This window comes from Mesoflavibacter zeaxanthinifaciens subsp. sabulilitoris, assembly GCF_014191595.1.
Lineage (GTDB): Bacteria > Bacteroidota > Bacteroidia > Flavobacteriales > Flavobacteriaceae > Mesoflavibacter > Mesoflavibacter zeaxanthinifaciens.
In genome coordinates, this window is record NZ_JACHWV010000004.1 from 136,074 (window position 1) to 151,525 (window position 15,452).

Below are 15,452 nucleotides of genomic sequence, written 5' to 3' on the forward strand. Positions count from 1 at the left end.
TTAAATTCTACAATAAATTTAAAATTTAAAACCCTTAAAAATTATGATAAAAGTCAGTAAACTAATAATTAGCAAAATTGAAATTAAGCATACGCTTTACAAGTCTATACAACTCAGGAAATTGTCTTTTAAACTCACCTGGAGTTTCAATAAAAGTTTCTATAATGACTGACAAAAACTCAAATTGATTGGTATAAGCATAATCTCTAAAATATTCAGATTCTATTAGACGATTTTTATAATCTTCATTTGTTTCTATAAAATGTGCAATATCAGAAAACCCATTAATAAAAATAGCTGCTTTAAGTCCTTTTTGATTTAAACAATCCAAATGCATTGCATGTACAAATTCATGTATTGCCACATTAAAATTATCGTTGTCTATAGAGTAACCGTGTAAAACATCTTCCCAAGACAATACAATTGCTTTATAAGATGGGTTAAACTCACCTTTATGCATGTTTTCATTAAGTTTAGAATAAAAAGCTGTAGGATACAATAAAACCTTATCAAGAAGTTTAATCCTGTAGTTTCTAAACCCAAAATTAAGCAGTGAAGATGTTGCAGCTATAATCACCTTCATTTGTTCTGTAATTTGCAATTCTTGCTTTCCAATAAAGGTTATTTCTTTTAAAAATGTAGCTACACGATGCTCAAAATAAACTTGATGTTTTGGTGAGAGTTTTCTATAGAAAGTATATTCGTTTTTTAAAATAGAAAGTTGTAATGGTGTTAGCTTTTTTAGTTTAAAATACACATGATTAAACAGTGGTTTTTTAAAACGTGAAGCATAAAAAAACTGAAATGCTCTAGCTAGTTTATACACTATAAAAATTGCAATTAAAACAACACCAATTGGTATGATATATTCATAAATTAGTTGTCTTTCTAACTCTTCTTGTTGTTTTGTTTGAAGTAATAATTGCAACAACATTAACTAAATAGGTTTCTTTTTTGATGAATTTGTGACTGCGACAGGAGTCGAACCTACAACCGCTGGAGCCGAAATCCAGTGCTCTATCCAATTGAGCTACGCAGCCTTTTTTTAGTTATGCTAATTTAGCTTTAACAATATTAGAAATGGTTTTACCGTCAGCTCTACCTGCTAATTCTTTACTTGCCATACCCATAACTTTACCCATATCTTTCATACCGTCTGCACCAGTTTTTGCAATAATATCTTCTACAATTTTTGCTACCTCATCTTCACTTATTGCTTCTGGTAAAAACTGCTCGATAACTTTAGCTTCAGCTAACTCTGGCTCAGCCAAATCTTCTCTACCTTGATCGATATAAACAGCTGCGCTATCTTTACGTTGCTTAACTTGTTTTTGTAATAATTTAAGTTCTTGCTCTTCTGTTAACTCTTCTTTTGATCCTGTTTCTGTTTGTGCCAAAAGAATAGCAGATTTTACTGCTCTTAAAGCGGTTAAAGCGGTTTGATCTTTACTTTTCATAGCCTCTTTTAAGGCTGTCATTACTTTTGCTGATAAGCTCATTTTAATTTGTTTTTTTAAGAGTACGAAGATACTAAAAAGTGACTATTAATATTAAAAAACAAAACCCGAAAAGCTTGAGGGAACTTTTCGGGCTATAGTTATAATTAATGAATTAATTAAAAATCTTAATCTACATTATCGTGTAAGAATGAATTGTTATTTCTTAATTGAATATCATCATTATCATCTACACCTAATGTAGTTCTAGAAATATTTGTATCTGAAGAATGTTGTCTATCTTCTAACTCTAATCCTTGACGCTTGTACGCTGGTACTTTCTCTATATCATCAATTTTAGAGGTATTAAATTTATAATTAAAGTTCTTCATTTTTTTTCTACGCTCTTCTGCTCTACTTTTTAGTAGTTCTGAAATTGGCGTATTCATTGGGTCTACTTCTACATCTGGTTGAATTTCTTTTGATTCTGCATCAGTCTCAACTGTTTTCTTTTCTAAAACAATTTCTTCTTGCTTTACTTCTGGTTTTGGATTTATAGCAGATTCTTTTATTTCGTAATCATCTAAAGCGTAACGTTTTTCTCCTGTCTCTGTATTTTCAGTAACAGGAATAACCTCTACAAAATCATTTACTTCTAAATCGGTTACATTGTCTGATAGATCCATAACTATTGGACCTTCGTCTTCTTCGGTAACTGGAGCAGATGTAGGTTCCTTTTCAGAAATAGGCATATCAAAACTAAGCATAATTTGCTGTTTGTTTTGCTCTTCTTCTATTGGTTTAGGCGCTTCTTTTTTTGCTGTAGAGGTAATCTTAAATTCTTGATTTTCGTCTAGATTAACATCTACTTCGTAATAAGTTACATCTAAGTTTTTTATAAACTCACTTGTAGGTATTAAGTCACGCTCTTCTATAGTTTGTTTTTTTACTTGATCCATTTCAAAAGAAGATAATGACTGTTTGGCTTCTTCTTCCTCTTCTTCTATTTCTAAAGTATGCTTAACAACTGGAACTTCCTTCTTCTCTTCTAACTCAATATTTGGTAAGATTATAGCAGGATTTGGTTGTTCTCTGCTTAAATCTTGCTCCATACTCTGATCGTCTTCTAATGCATGAATTACTTTTTTTGCTTCGGTATTAGAAATTTCGTTTTGCTGTTCTACATCAAATCCTGTTGCAATTACTGTAACTGCAATAGACTCTTCTAAGCTTTCGTCTTCACCAACACCCATAATAATGTTAGCGCCATGACCTGCTTCATTTTGAATGTGGTCGTTAATTTCTCCAATCTCATCAATAGTAATTTCTTGAGCTCCAGAAACGATAAGCAACAATACGTTTTTGGCTCCTGTGATTTTATTATCGTTAAGTAATGGCGAATCTAATGCTTTAGAAATGGCTTCGTGTGCACGGTTTTGACCAGAAGCTGCTGCAGATCCCATAATTGCCGTACCACTATTACTTAAAACCGTTTTTGCATCACGCAAGTCAATGTTTTGTGTATAGTGATGTGTTATAACTTCTGCTATACCACGTGCTGCAGTTGCTAAAACCTCGTCTGCTTTAGAAAAACCTGCTTTAAAACCTAAATTACCGTAAACTTCACGTAATTTATTGTTGTTTATAACTACTAACGAGTCTACTTCTGCACGTAATTTTTCTATACCTATTTGAGCTTGTTCATTACGCATTTTTCCTTCAAATTGAAATGGCATTGTCACAATCCCAACTGTTAAAATGTCTAAGTCTTTAGCCATTTTTGCAATGATTGGTGCTGCTCCTGTTCCTGTTCCTCCGCCCATTCCGGCTGTGATAAATACCATTTTTGTATTGGTATCTAACATCATTTGGATGTCTTCAAAACTTTCTACAGCTGCTTGCTCTCCAACGTTTGGATTTGCTCCTGCACCTAATCCTTCTGTTAAATTAACACCTAACTGAATTTTGTTTGGTACACCGCTACTTTGTAGTGCTTGTGCATCTGTATTACAAATAACAAAGTCTACACCTTTTATTCCTTGCTGAAACATGTGGTTAATGGCATTACTACCACCGCCACCAACACCAATTACTTTAATGACGTTAGATTGATTTTTTGGTAAATCAAATGCTATGCTTTCGAATTCGTTGTTGCTCATAAATTCTATTTTTACTGGATCAATTCTTATTTAATAGCGAATCTGTACTTTCGCTGTATATTCATTTTACTTATTCTGCGTTATCTAAAAAGTCTTTTACTTTTTCTGTTAACTTATCTAGAAACGACTTGCGTTGTTTTTTTGGCACTTCTATTTGTTCTTCTTCAGGCTTCTCTTCGTTTTCTTCTTTTACCGCTTGAATTTCTTCTTCAATAATAGCTTCTGCTTTTTTACGGTCTTGACGTTTTAAACCATCCATTACTAAACCTACTGCTGTTGCAAATAGTGGGCTTGTTATTACGTCGTCGCTATCGCCAGCTAAATGCTCATTTGGATAACCAATTCTGGTATCCATACCTGTAATATATTCTACTAACTGCTTTAAATGTTTTAATTGGCTGCCTCCACCTGTTAAAACGATACCTGCAATTAGTTTCTTTTTTTGTTCTTCGTGACCGTAGTTTTTTATTTCGACATATACTTGCTCAATAATTTCTACGACACGCGCATGGATAATTTTAGATAGATTTTTAAGGGTGATTTCTTTTGGCTCACGTCCTCTTAATCCTGGTATTGAAACAATTTCATTATCCTTATTTTCTCCTGGCCAAGCACTACCAAATTTTATTTTCAGCAATTCGGCTTGCTTTTCTATGATAGAGCAGCCTTCTTTTATATCTTCTGTAATTACGTTTCCTCCAAAAGGTATAACTGCTGTGTGACGGATTATTCCATCTCTAAAAATGGCTAAATCTGTTGTTCCTCCTCCTATATCAATTAATGCTACTCCTGCTTCTTTTTCTTCTTGACTTAACACTGCATTAGCACTTGCTAATGGCTCTAAGGTGATGCCTTCTAAATTTAAATCTGCACTTTGCACACAACGACCAATGTTTCTTATAGAAGACACTTGACCTACTACTACATGAAAGTTAGCTTCTAATCTACCTCCATACATACCTATTGGTTCTTTGATTTCGGCTTGACCGTCAACTTTATATTCTTGAGGTAAAACATGGATTATTTCTTCTCCTGGAAGCATTACCAACTTATGTACTTGGTTTATTAATCGTTCTATATCATCTTCATCTATAACAGTCTCACTATTTGGACGTGTTATATAATCGCTATGTTGTAAACTTCTAATATGCTGTCCCGCTATACCTACAGTTACTCCTTCTATTTTTGTAGCTGCTGCAGCTTCTGCCTCTTGTATTGCTATTTGTATAGATTGTATGGTTTGCGTAATATTATTGACAACACCTCGATGCACACCCAAGCTTTTGGATTTACCTATACCCAAAATTTCTACTTTGCCATATTCGTTTTTACGACCAATCATGGCTACTATTTTAGTAGTTCCTATATCTAACCCTACTGCAATGTTTTGCTCCATAACTTATGCTTTTGTACAAACAACTTGGTTGCCAAATTGCAAGTTTACTTTACTGTATTTATCTAAAACTTTATCTTTTGTAGCTTTTATGTAAAAGGCTTTTAGATTACTTATCTTTTTTTCTAATTGTTTTATCTGCCCCAAATGCACTACAAATTTGGTTTGTCTTAATTTTAAGTCTATGCTGTTATTTTTATTTTGATGAATTTCTATCACGTTTTGTTTTAAAAATTCATCTTTTAATACGTAATCTGCTACTTTATAAACAATATCTAGATTACTTTTTTTTACAAAACCTGTTACAAAAGGAACACGTTCTGTATAATTTTTTGAAAGCGGCATAACACCACCATTACTATCTATATAATAACTATTATTACCTAAAACTCTAGCTATAGGTGTTTTTTGTTTAACCTTTGCTGTTAACTTACCTTCTACATTTACGTAAACTTCTGCAAACTCGATAATTGGGTTTTTATTTAGCGTCGACTCTAAACCATTCAAATCTAAAGTTTCTTTAGGCACATTTGTAACACCTTGTTGATTTTGTATTAACAATTTACTAACAGCTTCTTGGGTGATAAACAGGTTTTTATTGCCTATAAATTGAATATTAGGTTGAGATACTAAACGTTTTGAATTTCTTGCTGAAGAAAAGGCATACAAAAACACAACTAAAATTAGCAGAACTATCATTTTTATGTAATTCCAATTAATTTTCATTTTCTAAAAGTGCTTCTTTTATTTTTAAGACTTGAGCTCCTATATCTCCTGCGCCAATAGTTAAAATTACATCGGCGTTACTTTGCTTTATTTGTGATATTAGATCTTCTTTATTAACTAATTTTTTATTACTATTTTCTATCAAACTTAACAGCCAACTTGAGGTTACACCTTCTATTGGTAACTCTCTTGCAGGATATATATCTAACAATATAATTTGATCAAACTGAGATAAGCTTTTAGCAAATTGTGTTGCAAAATCTTGTGTTCTAGAAAACAAATGTGGCTGAAATACTGCCAAAACTTTCTTTTCTGGATACATCTCTCTTACCGCTTGGTGTACAGCATTTATCTCTTCAGGATGATGTGCATAATCATCTATAAACACTATTTTATCGGTTTTAATATGATAACTAAATCTACGCTTTACTCCTTTGTAAGATGCTAATGCTTTGGCGAGCTGTTTGGTAGGGAGACCATATTCTACAGACATCGCCAGAGCAACTAAAGCGTTTGACAAATTATGTCTACCAGGTAGGTTAAACTCTATATTTTTAATTGTTGTATTTGGAGTTTTGACATCAAATACATACGTCCCGTTTTCTATTTTTATATTTTGAATGGAATAATCTGAACCATCTTCAATACCATAAGTTATTCCTTTAATTGGTAAACCATTTTTTACAAATAGCTTTCCGTTTGGTTTTATTTTTTTAGTAAAATCCTTAAATGTTTCTTGCAATTGTGATGCATCACCATAAATATCTAAATGATCTGCATCCATTGAAGTGACAGCAGCCATATCTGGACTTAAAGTTAAAAACGAACGATCAAATTCATCAGCTTCAACAACTGACACCTTATCTCCGTTTAAAATTAAGTTAGAGTTATAATTTTCACTTATTCCTCCTAAAAACGCTGTTAATTTAACATCACAAGATTTTAACAAGTGACCTAAAATACTTGTTGTTGTTGTTTTACCGTGCGTACCTGCAACTGCTAAACAAAAAGTATTTTCTGTAATAACCCCTAAAATTTCTGAGCGTTTTAAAACTTTAAAACCATTAGATTTAAAATAATTTAACTGCTTATGATCTTTTGGTATTGCAGGTGTATAAACAACTAAAGTTTCGTCTTTATTTAAAAATGAATTTTCTATACACCCTATTTCGTCTTCAAAATGAACAGAAATATTAAGAGCTTCTAAACTATTAGTAATTTCAGTTTGTGTCTTATCATAACCTGCAACATTTTTATTTTGTGATTTAAAAAAACGAGCTATTGCAGACATACCGATACCACCGATGCCAACAAAATAGATGTTATGTATATTTTTTAAATTCATTATTTATTTAGAAGTTTTTCTACTTCGTCTACTATATCTTTTGTTGCGTTTGTTAACGCTAATTTTTTAATGTTTTTGCTAAACTGTTCTTGCTTTTCTGGGTTAGCTACTAACTGTCCAAACTTGTTTTTAAAGTCTACTTTTAAATCTTCTTGAGCAATCATTATCGCTGCATTTTTACTAACTATTGCATCTGCATTTTTAGTTTGATGGTCTTCTGCCACGTATGGTGAAGGCACAAAAACTACAGGTTTACCAACGATACATAACTCACTTACAGAACCTGCTCCTGCACGTGATATAATAAAATCTGCAGCTGCATAAGCATAGTCCATATTATTTATAAACTGATGTACTTGCACATGCTTTGTATGACCATACAGTTTGTATGTTTGATAATACAGCTTACCGCATTGCCAAATGATTTGTAGGTTTAAAGTTTGCAGATAATCTAGCTCGCGTTCTATAAGTTCGTTTATTGCTTTAGCTCCTAAACTTCCTCCTAAAACCAGAAGTGTCTTTTTACCTTCAACTAAATCAAAATACTTAATAGCTTCTTCTCTTTTGCAAGGAATATCTAATAAGTCTTGTCTTACAGGATTACCTGTTTTAATAATTTTATCTGCAGGAAAAAAGCGCTCTAAATTATCGTAAGCCACACAAATTTTATCTACTTTTTTAGATAATAATTTATTGGTTATACCAGGAAAAGAGTTTTGCTCTTGTATTAAACAAGGTATTCCTTTTGAAGCAGCAACTTGTAATAATGGTCCACTAGCAAATCCACCTGTCCCTATAACGACATCTGGTTTAAATTGCTTTACAATTTTTCTAGCATTCCATAAACTACTAATCAATTTAAAAGGAAATGAAAGGTTTTTAAGTGTTAATTTTCTTTGTATACCTGAAATCCAAAGTCCTTTTATATCGTATCCTGCTTGAGGTACTTTTTCCATTTCCATACGGTCTTTTGCACCTACAAACAAAAACTGAGCATCTGGATAACGCTGTTTAAGCTCATTAGCAATTGCTACTGCTGGATATATGTGTCCACCAGTACCACCGCCACTTAGAATGATTTTATATGTTTTTTCTTTTTTACTCACTGTCCTTAAATCGTTTCTGAAAGAATTTCTAAAGGATTATCACCTTCATCTTGTGATTGTTTTTCTTTTATTTCTTCACGTTTTGCGCTAACACTTAATATAATTCCTATTGCCATACAAGTCATCCAAATACTTGTTCCTCCGCTACTAATTAATGGTAGTGTTTGTCCCGTTACCGGAAAAAGCTCTACCGCTACTGCCATATTGATCATTGCTTGAAATATAATTGGTAATCCAACACCAAGCACAACTAATTTTCCAAATATGGTATCTGCTTTTTGTGATACAATAACAATTCTAAAAAGTAACCAGAGATACATCACCATTAAAAACAATCCTCCAATCAAACCGTATTCTTCTATAATTATTGCGAAAATGAAATCTGATGAAGATTGTGGTAAAAAATTCTTCTGAATGCTCTTACCAGAGCCTAAACCAACAACACCTCCAGAAGCAATTGCTATTTTAGCTTTTTCAATTTGATAATCTTCTTCTGTATCTTCTCCGTTTGCAAAATTTTCAATTCTACTCATCCAGGTATCAACACGGTTTGGCATTGCTTCTGGAAAGGCTTTTGCTATTAAAATAAAAAATGTTAATCCTACTAAACCTGCTGCGCACATCACTAACAAATAACGTAATGGGTAACCGCCTAAAAATAATAACATCATTGACATTACAAAGATGATTGCTGTTGTAGAGAAGTTTGATGGTAATATCAATGCTAAAACGATAAACAACGGAATCCATAACGGTAAAATAGATTCTTTAAAGGTGATTGTTTTATCTTTTATTTTTGATAAATATCTTGCTATGTAAACCATCAACACAACCGAAGCTAATGTTGATGTCTGGAAAGACATATTTATAAACGGAATACGTATCCATCTACTTGCATTTGCACCTTCTATAGTCGTGCCCTGTAAAATGGTTACTATTAGTAGTACAAACACTAAAGGCATCATTACCATGGATAAACCTCTAAAGTAACGGTACGGCAATTTATGCACACCATACATTATTGCAAAACCTAAAAACAAATGCATAAAATGCTTAACTAAAAATGCAAATGTATTACCACTACCACCAACATATGCCAAATTACTAGCAGCGCTATACACAGGTAAAAAAGAAAATATAGCCAATAGTGCTACAATAGCCCAAATTAGCTTATCACCTTTAATATTATTTAGTATTGCTTTTTGCATTTATATTTTTAATTGTTTTACAAGTTTCTTACTGCTTCTTTAAATTGTCTACCTCTTTCTTCATAGTTTTCAAACAAATCAAAACTTGCACAAGCTGGTGACAATAACACGTTATCTCCAGATTCAGCAATTTTGTAGGCTATTTTTACAGCTTCACTCATAAACTGAGTTTCAACAATAACATCAACCATATTACCAAAGCTTTGTATTAACTTTTGATTATCAACACCTAAACAAATGATTGCCTTTACTTTTTCATTTACAAACGGAAACAACTCAGTGTAATCATTTCCTTTATCAACACCACCAACAATCCAAACTGTAGGCGCATCCATACTTTCTAAAGCAAAATATGTAGCATTAACATTTGTTGCTTTAGAGTCGTTAATGTATTGCACTTTATTAATTTTAAGCACTTGTTCTAATCGATGTTCTACACCTTGAAAGTTTTCTAAACTTTCACGAATAGTTTGTTTTCTAATTTTTAATAAATGCGAAACGGTTGAAGCCGCCATAGCATTTTTAGTGTTATGCTTACCGTCTAAGGCAATGTTTTTTGCTGGCATAATTATCTTGTTATTATTTATTGTTATTATTATATTTTCGTTGTCCAAATACGCTCCATTTTCATTTTTTTTTGTTAGTGAAAATGGTAATAATGTAGATTGAATTGGATACTTTTTTAGATGTTCTGAAATCACTTCATCGTCGGCATCATAAATCAAATAATCGTCTTTAGTTTGATTTTGAGCTATTCTGAATTTTGATGCGATATAGTTTTCGAATTTGTAATCGTAACGATCTAAATGATCCGGAACAATATTGGTTATTACTGCAATTTTTGGTTTAAAATTGAAACAACCATCTAACTGAAAACTACTTATCTCTAGCACATAATTATCATAATTATGCTCTAAAACTTGCTTAGCAAAACTGTCGCCAATATTTCCAGCCAACCCAACATTAAGTTCTTGTTTTAACACATGATGTGTTAGCATAGATGTCGTTGTCTTACCATTACTACCAGTTATTGCAACTATTGTTGCATTTGTAAACTGGCTAGCAAATTCTATTTCAGAAATTACTGGAATACCTTTCTCTAAAAGTGCTTTTACCATTGGCACTTTATCTGGTATTCCTGGACTTTTCATAACTACATCTGCATTTAAAATTTTAGCTTCAGTATGCTGTTGATCTTCCCATTCAATCTCATTATGTATAAGAACTTCTTTATATTTTTCCTTTATTTTTCCCTTATCGGAAACAAAAACTTCATAGCCTTTTTCTTTTCCTAAAAGCGCTGTTCCTACACCGCTTTCTCCTGCTCCTAATACAACTAATCGTTTCATTTTTCTATCTCAACTTCAGTGTAACTATTGAAATAATTGCTAGAAAAATTCCGACAATCCAAAATCGTGTTACTATTTTACTTTCGTGATAGTTTTTCTTTTGATAATGATGATGTAAAGGCGACATTAAAAATATGCGTCTACCTTCACCAAATTTCTTTTTTGTATACTTAAACCAGCTTACTTGCAGGATTACGGATAAAGATTCTGCGAAGAAAATTCCGCATAACACAGGAATTAATAATTCTTTACGAACAGCGATTGCTATTACCGCAATGACACCACCAATAGTTAAACTACCTGTATCGCCCATAAACACTTGAGCTGGATATGTGTTGTACCATAAAAATCCTATTAATGCTCCAACAAAAGCAGAGGTAAAAATTACCAACTCTCCCAATCGTGGTATGTACATGACATTTAAATAATCTGAAAAGACAATATTACCAGAGATAAACGCAAAAATGGCTAGCGCAAAAACTATTATTGCACTACTTCCTGCTGCTAATCCATCTATACCATCTGTTAGATTTGCACCGTTAGACACTGCTGTTATTATAAAAATTACGATTGGTATAAAAATTAACCATGCGTACTTTGCATAATCATCGCCAAGCCATGTAATTAATTTTGAGTAATCAAACTCATTGTCTTTTACAAATGGTATAGTTGTTAAAAGCGATTGCTCTTCTGGATTGAACTCTCTTGGTGAATTTTGAGTGATTTTTTCGGTTTCAAATTGCGGGTTAATTTTTTCTTGTTTAATTGTAACTCCGGGATGAAAGTACATTACAGCACCAACAAATAACCCTAAACCAACTTGCCCCATTACTTTAAACTTACCGCTTAAACCTGCTTTGTCTTTTTTAAAGACTTTTATATAATCATCTGTAAAACCAACTGCGCCCATCCAAAGGGTTGTAACAATTAACATGATTACATAAATATTATCCAATCTTGCTAATAACAACACAGGAATTAACGTCGCTAAAATGATAATAATTCCTCCCATGGTTGGTGTACCAGCTTTTTGCATTTGTCCCTGTAAACCTAAATCTCTTACCGATTCTCCAACCTGTTTTTTTTGAAGCATTAGGATTATTTTTTTTCCGAAAATAGTAGAAAACAACAACGACAAAATGATAGCTAAAGCGGCTCTAAATGTGATAAATTGAAACACACTTGCACCTGGCATTTGGTATTGTTCTTCTAAAAATTCGAATAAATAGTATAACATTCTTTATTTATTTTTTGCTGCTTAAACTTTATTAAACAAACACTATTTTTGTAACTGTTTTAAAAATTCTTTTACAATTTTGAAATCATCAAAATCTGTTCTTACGCCATTTACCTCTTGATAAGTTTCATGCCCTTTACCAGCGATTAAAATGATATCATTAGGATTTGCTAATTGACATGCTGTTTTAATGGCTTGTTTTCTATCTACAATTGACATTGTTTTTTTAAAATTTTGAGCTTCTACGCCTTTTTCAATGTCATCAATAATCTTTTCTGGCACTTCTGTTCGTGGATTATCACTAGTAAAAATTACCTTTGTACTTAAAGCCGAAGCGATATGTCCCATTTTTGGTCGCTTGGTTTTATCCCTATCCCCACCACAACCTACAACTGTAATTAAATTTTCGTTTTTGGTACGTATATCATTTATGGTTTCTAACACATTTTGCAATGCATCTGGTGTATGCGCGTAATCCACAATTGCGGTAATTTTTTCATCAGAAATCAAGAATTGAAATCTTCCGCTAACACTTTCTAACTCGCTAATAAATCTTAATAACTCATCTTTTTCAAGACCTAATAATTCCGCGCAAGCGAAAATTGCCAAAATATTATAAGCGTTAAATGTGCCGATTAATCTCACCCAAACTTCGCTATCATTCAGCTTTAACAACAATCCGTTAAATTGATTTTCTAAAATTTGAGCTTTATAATCTGCATAGCTTTTTAAGGCATAGCTATACTGTTTTGCTTTTGTATTTTGAAGCATGATGCTTCCGTTTTTGTCATCGATATTTGTTAATGCAAAAGCAGTGTTTGGCAACTCATCAAAAAAGCGTTTTTTAACATCTCTGTATTCTGCAAAAGAATTATGATAATCTAAATGATCGTGTGACAGATTAGTAAAAATTCCGCCTTCAAACTTCAAGCCTAATGTTCTGTTTTGGTCGATTCCGTGTGAGCTGACTTCCATAAAACAAAACTCTACACCTTCATCATTCATTTGCTTTAAATACGCGTTGATAGTTAATGAGTCTGGCGTTGTATGCGTTGCTGAAAACTCTTTATTATCTACCATGATTTTAACAGTAGATAATAAACCTACTTTAAAGCCGGCTTTTTTAAATAATTGGTATAATAATGAAGCTATAGTTGTTTTTCCGTTTGTACCTGTTACACCTACTAACTTTAAGTTTTCTGAAGGATTACCATAAAAGTTAGATGCCATTATTGCCAAAGCACGACTTGAGTCATCTACTTTAATATAGGTTACTTCTTTTTTTGTTATTGCAGGAATCACTTCGCAAACAACAGCAATTGCTCCTTGACTTATAGCTGCATCTATATAGTTATGCCCATCTACAACAGTTCCTTTAACAGCTACAAACACATCATTAATTGCCACACTACGTGAATTAAAATGAATGTTACGCACCATAACATTTGTACTACCAATAACTGTATCTAAAGTTACCTTGTATAATATGTCTTTTAATGTAATCACTATGCTTTTAAAACTATTGTTTGATTTTTCTTAACTTTTGTTCCTTTACTAATGGATTGATTTTCTACCACTCCAACTCCTTCAACTTTTACCTTCAAACCCATATTTTCTAATAACGCTACAGCATCCATAATTGGCAAACCTCTAACATCAGGCATTATGGTTTTATACCTATTTGCTATATCGTAATATGTTTTATACTCTTTTTCTACTTTAGCAGTTTTTACTTCTAAAGTTTCAACCTCATCAACAATTGGTGTGTCAGTAAATATTTTTTGAGCTATTTTTTTAAATACAGGACCAGAAACATCTGCACCATAAAATCCTTTTTTAACACTTGGTTTATGAATGATAACTATACATGAGTATTTAGGATTGTCTGCTGGAAAATACCCTGCAAAAGACGAAATATATCGTGGGTTTTTGGACCAGTCCTTATGCCAATACTCTGTACGAGCCGTACCTGTCTTTCCGCCCATAGAGAAATAATCTGAATACAATGATGTACCTGTACCACGCTTTACAACATTTTCTAACATGGTTTTTGCTTTTTTAAGTGTCTGATCAGAGCAAATCTTCTCATTAATTATCTCTTTTTCGAACACTTCTATTTTTTCATCAAGATTTCTTACCTCTCTAATAAATCTTGGCTTAACCATTACACCATTATTAGCAACAGCATTGTAAAATGTTAATGTTTGCAACGGTGTTATTTTTAAACCATACCCATAAGCCAATGATGGCAATGCATTTCTACTCCAATTTTTATGTCCAGGTTTTGGTATCATTGGTTCTCCTTCACCTTTAATTGAAATGTTTAGCTTTTTATCTAAATTCCATTGACTTAAAATATTTAAAAAGCGCTCTGGATTTTTTGCGTATGCTTTATCTACTATAGTAGCTAAACCTATGTTTGATGACACTTCAAAAGCTCTTGCTGCAGAAATCTTACCATAACCATGAGAATCTTTTATACCACGACCATAAAACACTTTATATCCATTACCAGTATCTATTACATCTGATGTATCTACTTTTTTATCTTCTAAAGCAGCCATTAATGCCATTAATTTAAATGTAGAACCAGGTTCATGCGCTTCGTAAACCGCGTAATTTCTTTTTTCGTAATAGGTGTTTTTTGATGTTCTTCCAAGGTTTGAAATGGCTCTAATCTCACCTGTTTTCACTTCCATTACTACTACAGTTCCGTGCTCTGCTTCGTATTTTTCTAATTGCTCTAACAAAGCATGATGTGCGATATCTTGAATATTTACATCTATAGTTGTGTAGACATCGTAACCATCTTTTGGTTCAACTTCATTATCAACCGTAATTGGCTTCCATTGTCCTTTACCTATTTTTTGCTTGATACGCTTTCCGTCTGTTCCTCTTAAATAATCACTTCCAAAAGCACCATCTATTCCTGCTCTTGTTATATTTCCTTCGTCATCAACACGCTCGTAACCAATAGTACGTTGCGCAACTTCACCTAAAGGATGTTCGCGTTTTACATACTGTTCTACAATTAAACCACCTTTGTACGGACCTAATTCTAGCAATGGAAAGCTTCTAAATTTTAAATATTCTGAATACCCAATATTTCTTGCTAACAAATAATACCTATTCTTGTTAGCTCGTGCTTTCTGTAATTCTTTCTTATAATAAGAAACTGACTTACCTGAGTATTTTGAAAGCGCCTCACTTAAAGGTGTTAAGTACTCTTTAAAACGTTTGTCGGTTGGCGTAATGGCATCAAACCTGATATCGTATTTTGGAATTGAAGTTGCTAAAAGACTTCCGTCTGCCGAGTATACGTTACCACGGTTAGCAGGAATAGACACTTCTTTTATATTGCTTTCTTCTACTAAAGCCTTATACTTATCGCCTTGAATAAATTGAATGCTTAACAATTTAACCACAACAGCAATAGCGAAGATGAACATACATCCCGCTACAAAATACAATCTGTTTAATATGTTCTTTTCGT

12 protein-coding genes and 1 tRNA gene are annotated in these 15,452 nt (G+C 32.6%); all 13 read right to left on the reverse strand.

The window, feature by feature from the left end; translation table 11 throughout:
• Positions 1 to 61: 61 nt before the first annotated feature.
• The 13 genes from FHS04_RS07150 to FHS04_RS07210 all read right to left on the reverse strand — a co-directional run bounded on the left by FHS04_RS07150 (position 62) and on the right by FHS04_RS07210 (position 15,408).
• Positions 62 to 934, reverse strand: a complete 873-nt coding sequence (locus tag FHS04_RS07150) for a zinc-dependent peptidase (RefSeq protein ID WP_051169899.1) — start codon at positions 932 to 934, stop codon at positions 62 to 64.
• Between the two features lie 32 nt (positions 935 to 966).
• Positions 967 to 1,040: transfer RNA gene (locus tag FHS04_RS07155), tRNA-Arg, on the reverse strand.
• Between the two features lie 9 nt (positions 1,041 to 1,049).
• The gene (locus tag FHS04_RS07160) at positions 1,050 to 1,499 is read right to left on the reverse strand and encodes a GatB/YqeY domain-containing protein (protein ID WP_027881031.1); all 450 of its coding nucleotides are present in this window, start codon (positions 1,497 to 1,499) and stop codon (positions 1,050 to 1,052) included.
• 125 nt (positions 1,500 to 1,624) lie between these two features.
• The gene (gene ftsZ, locus FHS04_RS07165; RefSeq protein ID WP_106680026.1) at positions 1,625 to 3,595 is read right to left on the reverse strand and encodes a cell division protein FtsZ; all 1,971 of its coding nucleotides are present in this window, start codon (positions 3,593 to 3,595) and stop codon (positions 1,625 to 1,627) included.
• Positions 3,596 to 3,665: 70 nt separating this feature from the next.
• Complete coding sequence (gene ftsA, locus FHS04_RS07170; protein WP_027881029.1) at positions 3,666 to 4,991, reverse strand: cell division protein FtsA; 1,326 nt, start codon at positions 4,989 to 4,991, stop codon at positions 3,666 to 3,668.
• Positions 4,992 to 4,994: 3 nt separating this feature from the next.
• Positions 4,995 to 5,687, reverse strand: a complete 693-nt coding sequence (locus FHS04_RS07175) for a cell division protein FtsQ/DivIB (protein WP_317044634.1) — start codon at positions 5,685 to 5,687, stop codon at positions 4,995 to 4,997.
• 16 nt (positions 5,688 to 5,703) lie between these two features.
• On the reverse strand, positions 5,704 to 7,059 hold the full coding sequence (gene murC, locus FHS04_RS07180; protein WP_106680024.1) for a UDP-N-acetylmuramate--L-alanine ligase: 1,356 nt from the start codon (positions 7,057 to 7,059) through the stop codon (positions 5,704 to 5,706).
• On the reverse strand, positions 7,059 to 8,165 hold the full coding sequence (gene murG, locus FHS04_RS07185) for an undecaprenyldiphospho-muramoylpentapeptide beta-N-acetylglucosaminyltransferase (RefSeq protein ID WP_106680022.1): 1,107 nt from the start codon (positions 8,163 to 8,165) through the stop codon (positions 7,059 to 7,061). The genes murC and murG overlap by 1 nt, the downstream gene beginning before the upstream one ends.
• A 5-nt stretch (positions 8,166 to 8,170) precedes the next feature.
• A complete protein-coding gene (locus FHS04_RS07190; protein ID WP_106680020.1) occupies positions 8,171 to 9,373 on the reverse strand; it encodes an FtsW/RodA/SpoVE family cell cycle protein in 1,203 nt (400 codons plus the stop codon).
• A gap of 17 nt (positions 9,374 to 9,390) precedes the next feature.
• Positions 9,391 to 10,722 carry a UDP-N-acetylmuramoyl-L-alanine--D-glutamate ligase gene (murD, locus tag FHS04_RS07195; protein WP_106680018.1) on the reverse strand — a complete coding sequence of 444 codons (1,332 nt, stop codon included), beginning with the start codon at positions 10,720 to 10,722 and terminating at the stop codon, positions 9,391 to 9,393.
• A gap of 4 nt (positions 10,723 to 10,726) precedes the next feature.
• Positions 10,727 to 11,959, reverse strand: a complete 1,233-nt coding sequence (mraY, locus tag FHS04_RS07200) for a phospho-N-acetylmuramoyl-pentapeptide-transferase (RefSeq protein WP_106680016.1) — start codon at positions 11,957 to 11,959, stop codon at positions 10,727 to 10,729.
• A gap of 42 nt (positions 11,960 to 12,001) precedes the next feature.
• Positions 12,002 to 13,465, reverse strand: a complete 1,464-nt coding sequence (locus FHS04_RS07205) for a UDP-N-acetylmuramoyl-L-alanyl-D-glutamate--2,6-diaminopimelate ligase (protein WP_106680014.1) — start codon at positions 13,463 to 13,465, stop codon at positions 12,002 to 12,004.
• Positions 13,465 to 15,408, reverse strand: coding sequence for a penicillin-binding protein (locus tag FHS04_RS07210; protein WP_106680012.1), 1,944 nt, complete (start codon positions 15,406 to 15,408; stop codon positions 13,465 to 13,467). Before FHS04_RS07210 ends, FHS04_RS07205 begins: the two co-directional genes overlap by 1 nt.
• Between the last annotated feature and the right edge of the window lie 44 nt (positions 15,409 to 15,452).

Coding starts and splice junctions, on each gene's coding strand:
- FHS04_RS07150 (WP_051169899.1), bottom strand. CDS start 934: ATGTTGTTGCAATTATTACTTCAAACAAAACAACAAGAAGAGTTAGAA.
- FHS04_RS07160 (WP_027881031.1), bottom strand. CDS start 1,499: ATGAGCTTATCAGCAAAAGTAATGACAGCCTTAAAAGAGGCTATGAAA.
- ftsZ (WP_106680026.1), bottom strand. CDS start 3,595: ATGAGCAACAACGAATTCGAAAGCATAGCATTTGATTTACCAAAAAAT.
- ftsA (WP_027881029.1), bottom strand. CDS start 4,991: ATGGAGCAAAACATTGCAGTAGGGTTAGATATAGGAACTACTAAAATA.
- FHS04_RS07175 (WP_317044634.1), bottom strand. CDS start 5,687: ATGATAGTTCTGCTAATTTTAGTTGTGTTTTTGTATGCCTTTTCTTCA.
- murC (WP_106680024.1), bottom strand. CDS start 7,059: ATGAATTTAAAAAATATACATAACATCTATTTTGTTGGCATCGGTGGT.
- FHS04_RS07190 (WP_106680020.1), bottom strand. CDS start 9,373: ATGCAAAAAGCAATACTAAATAATATTAAAGGTGATAAGCTAATTTGG.
- murD (WP_106680018.1), bottom strand. CDS start 10,722: ATGAAACGATTAGTTGTATTAGGAGCAGGAGAAAGCGGTGTAGGAACA.
- mraY (WP_106680016.1), bottom strand. CDS start 11,959: ATGTTATACTATTTATTCGAATTTTTAGAAGAACAATACCAAATGCCA.
- FHS04_RS07210 (WP_106680012.1), bottom strand. CDS start 15,408: ATGTTCATCTTCGCTATTGCTGTTGTGGTTAAATTGTTAAGCATTCAA.